This is a genomic window from Centipeda felix (assembly GCF_900186465.1).
In the GTDB taxonomy this organism is placed as follows: Bacteria; Bacillota; Negativicutes; order Selenomonadales; family Selenomonadaceae; genus Centipeda; species Centipeda felix.
Genome location: NZ_LT891958.1, coordinates 494,271 through 501,876, shown reverse-complemented (window position 1 = coordinate 501,876; position 7,606 = coordinate 494,271). Strand labels below are relative to the sequence as shown.

Here is a 7,606-nt window from a genome sequence, read left to right as displayed (position 1 = left end):
ACTGCGGGACATCGAACGGGACAATATGCTCCCGCAGGAGCGGGCATGGGAACTGCACGAGCGTATGGGGCAGCTGCTCTACTGGCTGGCCGACCTCCCCGCCGCACTGCCGCATCTGCGGCTGGCGTGGGAGCTGCCGCGTGAGAACAACGGAGATCGCCTTGCTGCACTGAGCAACTATCTCATGTACCTCCACTATGTGGACGGCATTACGGATGAGATGATGCACGATGCCCATGCAGTATACGCACAGATGCTCGGGACATTACCGCAGTTTTCCCACGCGTCGCATCATCGTGATAAGCTGCGCATCGGCTATCTTTCGCCGAACATGACGGACCACATTGTCCTGAACTTTGCCGTACAGCTCTTTTCCGCCTACGACCGAGCGCGCTTCTCCGTCCATCTCTACGATGTCGGGGGGCAGCACAGCGAGGTGACGGACTGGGTTGCTGGGATAGCGGACGGCTATCAAGACTTGTCGAAGTGCAGCCCACAGGAGGCGGCGGCACATATCCATGCCGATGGGATCGACATCCTCTTTGATCTGGCGGGACATTCGGCGGGCGGAAAGACACTGATGATCGCGGCGCATGCCCCTGCGCCTGTGCAGCTCTCGGGCATCGGATACTTCAACACGACGGGGCTTTCTGCGATGGATTACTTCCTGGGTGATCCATTCTGTGATCCGCCCGGGGAAGAGGCCAATTTCGCAGAGCAGATTCTGCGTCTGCCGCAGACACATCTATGCTTTACCCCGTCGGAGCGGTTCCGTCCCTATGAGCACCTGCAGCGCACCCCGCATGAGAACGTCGTCTTTGCCAGTTTCAACAACTTCGCAAAGATCACGGATGCGATGCTGACGGTGTGGGGGGAGATCCTGCGCGCTGTGCCCACGGCGCGGCTCCTGCTGAAGAATGTGCATCCGCTGAAGGAGACGCTGACGCGGATGAAGAAGCGCGCCGTGCGGGCGGGGATCGATCCGGCGCGGCTTGAGCTGCGGCCGGGGTCAAAGGACTACCTCGCGGACTATCTGGATGCGGATGTGATTCTGGATACATTTCCGTATCAGGGTGGTGGGACGACGTGTGAGGCACTCTGTATGGGGCTTCCTATCGTTGTGCGGGCAGGGGCGCGTCATGGTGCACGGTTCGGTGTGAGCCTCCTGCACAATGCAGGCCTTTCCGAGTTGATTGCGGGCAGCACAGAGGAGTATATCGAGCGAGCCATTTTGCTGGCGCGTGACAGGGAGCTCCTCAGTGCACTGCAGACGGCTGTTCCGCACATGATGCGCGCCTCTCCGCTGATGAACGGCATGGGCTATGTGCGTGCGATGGAAGCAGCGTATCAGATGATATGGGAGCGGTGTCTTCATGAAAAAACGTAAGAGAAACCGCGCAGAACGTGCACGCAAAAAACGTGCGCGGCGGGAAGAGAAACGGCAGATGAAAGGGACGATGACGATGGCAGAGAAGAAAATCATTACGGCAGAGCAGATTCATGCGTATGTAAAGAAGGAGAAGTACGCAGAGGCGATCAATGCCTTTGCCGATGCCCTTGCTCAGGGAGAGCCGCCGAAGGAGTGCTATGCTGATGTGGCACGTGCCTACTTTGAACTGGGCGACTACAAACGCGCAGCGGACTGGGTGTCGAATGCCCTCTCAGTGGATCCGGGCAATGTCGATATGCGCATCCTGCTGGCACGCATCTGCCAGCGTGAGCGCCGGACAGACGACGCACTGAAGCTCTATGAGAATATTCTTGCGGTACATGCGGCCGCACTTACCGCTGCACAGCGTGCGGAGATCGAGCAGCGTGCAGGGCTCGACGCACGTCTCGCGCAGGACAAGACGCGCACGGCGTACCCCCATCTCGCGGCACTTCTGGGACTTGCCCCCGCACCGGCTGCACCGGGGGCACAGACCGTATCCGCTGCGCCGGCTGTATCCGCTGCGGCGCCGATCGCGCGCGTATCCGTTCCGGCCGCACCGGCAGCTCAGTCCTCCGGCAGCGCTAAGGCGCAGGCCGCACAGATCCTAGCGCAGCCCATCCGCCCCGCCGAGAAGATGGCGGCACTCAATGCCTTTGCGGGTGCGGCATACGTGCAGGATGACTATGCGGGGGCACGGGAGCTCCTGACGGCGGCGCTTGAGCTTGATCCCGGCTGTGATGTGACGCTGCGCAATATGGCACTGCTTCTGCATGAGATGGGCGAGAGGGAAAAGACTCTCCAGGTCGCGGCAAAGATGGGGCAGACGGACTTCATGCTTCTGCGCACGCTGAAATCATGAGCGCGCTCAGCCTTATCCTTACGCTGACGGAGGCGGGGGAATATCTGCGGGAGACGGCGGAGTCCGCCCTTGCGGCGGCGTCTGCGGCAAATCTTACGGCGGAGATGATCGTCCCCGTTCCGCAGGGAGCGGCGGACGCCGTGCGGGCGGAGCTCCATGATCTGCCCTGCCGTGTTCTCCCTGTGGCGGAGGAATATCCTGCTGCATGGAACAATCGCGGGGCAGAGGCGGCGTCGGGCGATCTGCTGCTCTTCCTGCAGGAGGGGGTAATCCTCACCGCAGTCGGTCTGGAAAAAATGGCGGAGGTGCTTCTCCCCGATGCGCAGATCGCTGCGGTTGGTCCATTTACGGACCATACCGTATTTTCATGGCAGTATCTGAATGCGGAACGGATGAGCGCACAGAAAATAGAGGTGGAGCAGTGGGTACGAACGAATTTGCCATACCCGACGGAGAGCCTGTTTCTCGAACACTTTGCACTCCTCATGCGCCGTACGTTATTTTGTCAGTACGGCGAGTTTGATGAAGCATTTGAGGGGAGCAGCGGCGCCGATATTGATCTCTCGTTCCGCCTGCGCTGCGCAGGCTATACCCTCCTGCGTGTGCCTGCCTATGTGTCGCATCGTGCGGCGGGAAAGTGTGAGCTCTGGGATCTGACGCTGACTGCCATGCGCACACCACTTCTGGAGCGATGGGGGCTAGACGTCGGTGTGCCGGAGATGCTCTGGCAGAGAGCGCTGGACGGCATTGGCGGAGCGTGGGATCCTGCCCTCGTGCGCGCTACCTGTCGCAGTGCGGCGCTGTGTGCGCCGCTCGTCAGCATCATGATTCCGACGTATAATCGTCCCCGTTATTTCCGTGAGACACTCGAATCTGCACGCGCACAGACCTATCCGAACATCGAGATCATCGTCTGTGACAACAGCACGGATGAGCGGACGGCGGAGCTGATGCAGGCGTACGAGGACGATGTGCGCATCCGCTATGTGCGCAATCGCGCGGCGCGGAAAAAGGCGGAGAATTTTATGCCGTTCGAGCATCTGGCACAGGGGGAGTATCTACAGTGGTGCATGGATGATGATATCCTCCTGCCCGACAAGATCACGCGGATGATGGATGCCTTCCTGCGCGAGCCGGACACGACACTGGTCACGTCGGTGCGCGGTGTCATTGACGGTGATGGAAACTATCAAGGCCAATGGAAGGACAGTGTCCCTCTTTATGGTACGTATGAGTGCTACCGTGGTACAGCCGTCGGGCGTGCGATCCTCATGGATTGTGCGAACTTCCTCGGGGAGCCGTCCGCCGTGCTATTTCGCCGGCGTGATCTCAGACATCACTATTGGCAGGCGGAGGCACGCGGCTATCTGACCATCTCGGACTGCGTCATGTGGCTGGAGCTCATGGAGTGCGGCGATGCGGTCATCTTTGCGCGTCCGCTCAGTCTCTACCGCCGCCATGAAGGGCAGGAGGGCGCACAGGCAGATGTCATCGTGCGCAGTCGTGTGGAGTGGCGCCGCCTGATCGAAGAATACTGGCATAAACGCATGTTTTTGACAGAGCACGAGGAGTATCTGTCCGTCCTTGCACGGCTTAGAGAGGAGCACAGCAGGATTGCCACTCTGCTTCCTCAGGTTCCCGCAGCGCTGCGGAAGGCATACGAGCAGGAGACGCCTCCATTTTCCATCATTCTGATGAATCGTGTGGAGGAATGCGCCCCTGTGCGGATGGATGCTCCACTGAATCTGCTCGCCGCGCGCGGCAGCGTTTCGCTTACGGGGTGTATGAGTGCGAAAGATACGCCGCTTGAACTGTATGATGTGACAAGCATGCATGACAGCATCATCCTATTTGAGCGTGCCAACCTCATGCCTACAGCCAACGTGCGGCAGATGCTGGCAGAGGCTGCATCACATGGCAGCATCGTATTGCAGGAGATGGACGATCATCCTAATGTGAATGAAGCGGCGGCGCGTGATCATTATTTTCTCTTCCGCGCCGTTTCTGCGGTACAGACCTCAACGAAGTATTTGGCCGATTATCTGCGGAAATTTAATCCTTATGTCTATCTCTTTGAAAATCAACTGGCAGAGCTGCCGTTCGCGCGCACCTATGAGGGGAATGCATCGCAGGTGACGATTTTCTTCGGTGCGCTGAATCGCCGCGCGGACTGGGAACCCCTGATGCCAAGCATCAATGCAGCGATTCAGGAGCATGGAGATCGCCTGTATTTTCGCGTGGTGTCGGACTACACATTCTATCAGCAGCTGCGGACGGAGCAGAAATCATACGTCGGCGGCACGCAGGATGGATCTGTCGTTGCCCCCTATGAGCGCTATGTGGAGGAACTCCACGCCTCAGATATCGCTCTCCTGCCGCTTAATGATACGGAGTTCAACCGCGCCAAATCCGACCTCAAGTTCATCGAGGCGGCAGGAAACGGTGCGGCGGTGCTTGCCGCGCCGACGGTCTACGCGGCGACGGTGCGCGACGGAGAGACGGGGCTGATCTACCGCAGTCCGAAGGAGTTCGCACAGAAGCTCGATCTCCTGATCCGCCGCGCTGATCTCAGGCGCACGCTCGCGGAGAATGCTTACCGCTATGTGGCAGAGCATCGGCTTCTCGCAGGGCATCTTGATGAATACATGAATGTCTATCGGGAACTCTTTGACCGCAGGGAGGAGCTGGAACGGGAGCGCCTGCGGCGTGTGGCGGAGTTTTTTCCCCATCTGTAACATAACGATAGAAAAGCTGTTGTTTTTCACAGGGAAAGACAGCAGCTTTTTGATTATGCATCTGCGGCATGTCAAAGAGTATGAATAATTGCTCTTCGCTGTGACTTTGGATAATGATTGACAGATGTTTCGGCGGCTTTTATAATAAAGACAGGTTATGTGTAAATGGGGAAGGATTCTGCCTTTTTTGCACGATGATTCTATCATGGAAAGGAGAGCCGACATGACGGGAAAAGTAAAATGGTTCAGTGCGGACAAGGGATATGGATTTATCTCCCGCGAGGACGGCGATGATGTGTTCGTCCACTTTTCTTCGATTCAGGGTGAGGGATATAAGACGCTGAGCGAAGGACAGGAAGTGGAGTTCGACATTGTCGAGGGTGCACGCGGTCCGCAGGCGGACAATGTGGTCAAAAAGGAATAAGACAAAAGATCTGAAAAGCCCGGCTTACACAGCGGGCTTTTTCCTTTGACGATGGATGAGAAAAATCCTGGGAAAAATCTGAATTTAACGAAGTGAGCGCGATTTTTTTGCAGGTATTTTCTCCTTTATGTCGAACTAAACAGGTAAAAGAGGGAGTTCCTGCTCCCGTAGATAGAAAGGGGCTGTGTTTCATGGCTGCATTCACGATTCGAGGAAAGAATGTCGAGGTTACCCCCGCCCTGCGCGACTATGTGGAAAAGCGCGTCGGCAAGATCACGAAGTACTTCGATAATGTCGGTGAGATTGCGGTTCTGCTCTCTGTGGAAGGGAAGCATCACAAGGTGGAAGTGACTGCCCCCGTCGCACGCGGTATCCTGCTGCGCGGCGAGGAGCATTCAGAGGATATGTACAGCTCCATTGATCTGGTCATCGAGAAGCTTGAGCGTCAGATTCGCAAACAGAAAACGAAGCTTGCGCGGCGTTTCCGTCAGGGCGGGTTCAAGGCAGAGGCGGTCGAGACGTTTGCCCAGCCGATTCCGGAGGAGGATGAGCTCTACCCCGTTGTCAAGACGAAGCGTTTCACGCTCCAGCCGATGGATGTGCAGGAGGCGATCATGCAGATGAATCTCCTCAACCATCATTTCTTCGTGTTCCGCAACGCGGAGTCGGAGGAGGTCAACATTGTCTACGGGCGTCACGATGGAAAGTATGCGCTGATCGAGGTCGAAGAGGGCTGATCGCGCGATCGGATTCTGAGGAAAAGGACGGCTGCGGTCGTCCTTTTTGCTGTCCTTTTTCGACAGATGTGCTATAATGCAGCCATTGAGATAGGAGGAAACGATGCGAAGAATCTATGCCGTTCACCAGTGGGTAAGTCTGATCTGTGCGCTCTTTTTGCTGCTGCTGACGCTGACGGGGCTGCCGCTCCTCTTTCGCGGGGAGATCAATGCGTGGAACACGGTGAATATGCCGCAGAGCGGGGAGCCCATGCCGATGGCGAAGCTCTGGCAGGCACTGCCCGAAGGAGAGGCTGCGGTGCGTGCGGCGTATCCGACGAAGGATATCCTGGCAGTGACGCCGGACGACACGGATGGGACGCTCTATTTCCGCGTCGTGGAGCGCGGCGGCGCGGCAGGGCGTTCCCACATGCGCATGGGCGGCGAGCAGATCATGTACGATGTGCGTACGCATACGACATTTGACCGAAAGGAACGCATCTATCGCTCCGAGGGTGTACAGACCTTTATGCACACGATGCACATTCTTCATGTCCGCATGGGGCTGGAGGAGGGCGGGCGTGACTTTCTCGCTCTGATGTGCGCCCTCTCGGTCGTCTCCATTGTGACGGGCATCTATCTCTATCTGCCGATGATGAAGAGCATGGCGTTCGGTACACACCGGCGCAGGACCGGCCGCGTGTTTTGGTCGGACTGGCACAAGATCACGTCGATCTTCGCGGGAACATGGGCGACGGTCATGTGCGTGAGCGGGATTGTGATCGTCCTCTACTCGGTCGGGATGCGGGATTATCACCGCACGGCGCATATTGCGGCGATGGAGCATTTTGCCGCGCAGGAGCAGCAGGCGGAGACGCTCCGTCCCGCAGATGCACTGGCACTCGCAGAGGAGAGCAGTCCCGCGCGGGATGTGATCTCCATGCAGCTGCCGACAGCGTCATATCCCTTCTACGTCTTTCAGACCGCCGATCCGCCTGTGCGCGCGACGGACTTTGTGCTGGGCGAGCAGGTCTATCTTCCGGCGGGCGGCGGCACGCCGCTTACCGTCCCCGTGCCGGCGTGGATGAAGGCGGCGCCGTTCTTTTTGAACATTCACATCCACAATCATGAGCTCTTTGCCGTAAAGATTTTCTGGGGGCTGCTGATCCTCATGACGGCGGCGATGATTGTCACGGGCATTGTGCTCTGGCTGACGCGCTGGCAGAGGTGCATCGCGGCGGCCGCTGAGATCGCCGTGCAGAAACGCTCCAATGCGTCGTGGGAGGAGCCCGCACGCGTCGCATTGGTGAGCCTTGTGATCTTCATCGCGCCGATTTACGGCGGATGGGCAGGCGAGGGTCTGGCACTTGTACTCAGTGCGTACCTTATCGTGTATTTCGTACGCGCCGTGCGCAGATGATCGTTTGACGCTGTGAGGCG

The 7,606-nt window shown here is 58.0% G+C and carries 6 protein-coding genes; all 6 read left to right on the top strand.

Annotated elements, in window-relative coordinates:
* Nucleotides 1-25: 25 nt before the first annotated feature.
* The 6 genes from C1713_RS06840 to C1713_RS06815 all read left to right on the top strand — a co-directional run bounded on the left by C1713_RS06840 (nucleotide 26) and on the right by C1713_RS06815 (nucleotide 7,586).
* Nucleotides 26-1,387 carry an O-linked N-acetylglucosamine transferase, SPINDLY family protein gene (locus tag C1713_RS06840; RefSeq protein WP_420852650.1) on the top strand — a complete coding sequence of 454 codons (1,362 nt, stop codon included), beginning with the start codon at nucleotides 26-28 and terminating at the stop codon, nucleotides 1,385-1,387.
* Entirely contained in the window at nucleotides 1,374-2,291 is a 918-nt protein-coding gene (locus C1713_RS06835; protein ID WP_102493417.1) for a tetratricopeptide repeat protein, read from the top strand. The genes C1713_RS06840 and C1713_RS06835 overlap by 14 nt, the downstream gene beginning before the upstream one ends.
* The gene (locus C1713_RS06830) at nucleotides 2,288-5,026 is read left to right on the top strand and encodes a glycosyltransferase (protein ID WP_102493416.1); all 2,739 of its coding nucleotides are present in this window, start codon (nucleotides 2,288-2,290) and stop codon (nucleotides 5,024-5,026) included. The genes C1713_RS06835 and C1713_RS06830 overlap by 4 nt, the downstream gene beginning before the upstream one ends.
* A 223-nt stretch (nucleotides 5,027-5,249) precedes the next feature.
* Nucleotides 5,250-5,450 (top strand): cold shock domain-containing protein, encoded by a 201-nt coding sequence (locus C1713_RS06825; protein ID WP_006304954.1) that lies wholly within the window; start codon nucleotides 5,250-5,252, stop codon nucleotides 5,448-5,450.
* 191 nt (nucleotides 5,451-5,641) lie between these two features.
* Complete coding sequence (gene hpf / locus C1713_RS06820; RefSeq protein WP_006690299.1) at nucleotides 5,642-6,187, top strand: ribosome hibernation-promoting factor, HPF/YfiA family; 546 nt, start codon at nucleotides 5,642-5,644, stop codon at nucleotides 6,185-6,187.
* Nucleotides 6,188-6,290: 103 nt separating this feature from the next.
* Nucleotides 6,291-7,586, top strand: a complete 1,296-nt coding sequence (locus C1713_RS06815; protein WP_102493415.1) for a PepSY-associated TM helix domain-containing protein — start codon at nucleotides 6,291-6,293, stop codon at nucleotides 7,584-7,586.
* Nucleotides 7,587-7,606 lie beyond the last annotated feature (20 nt).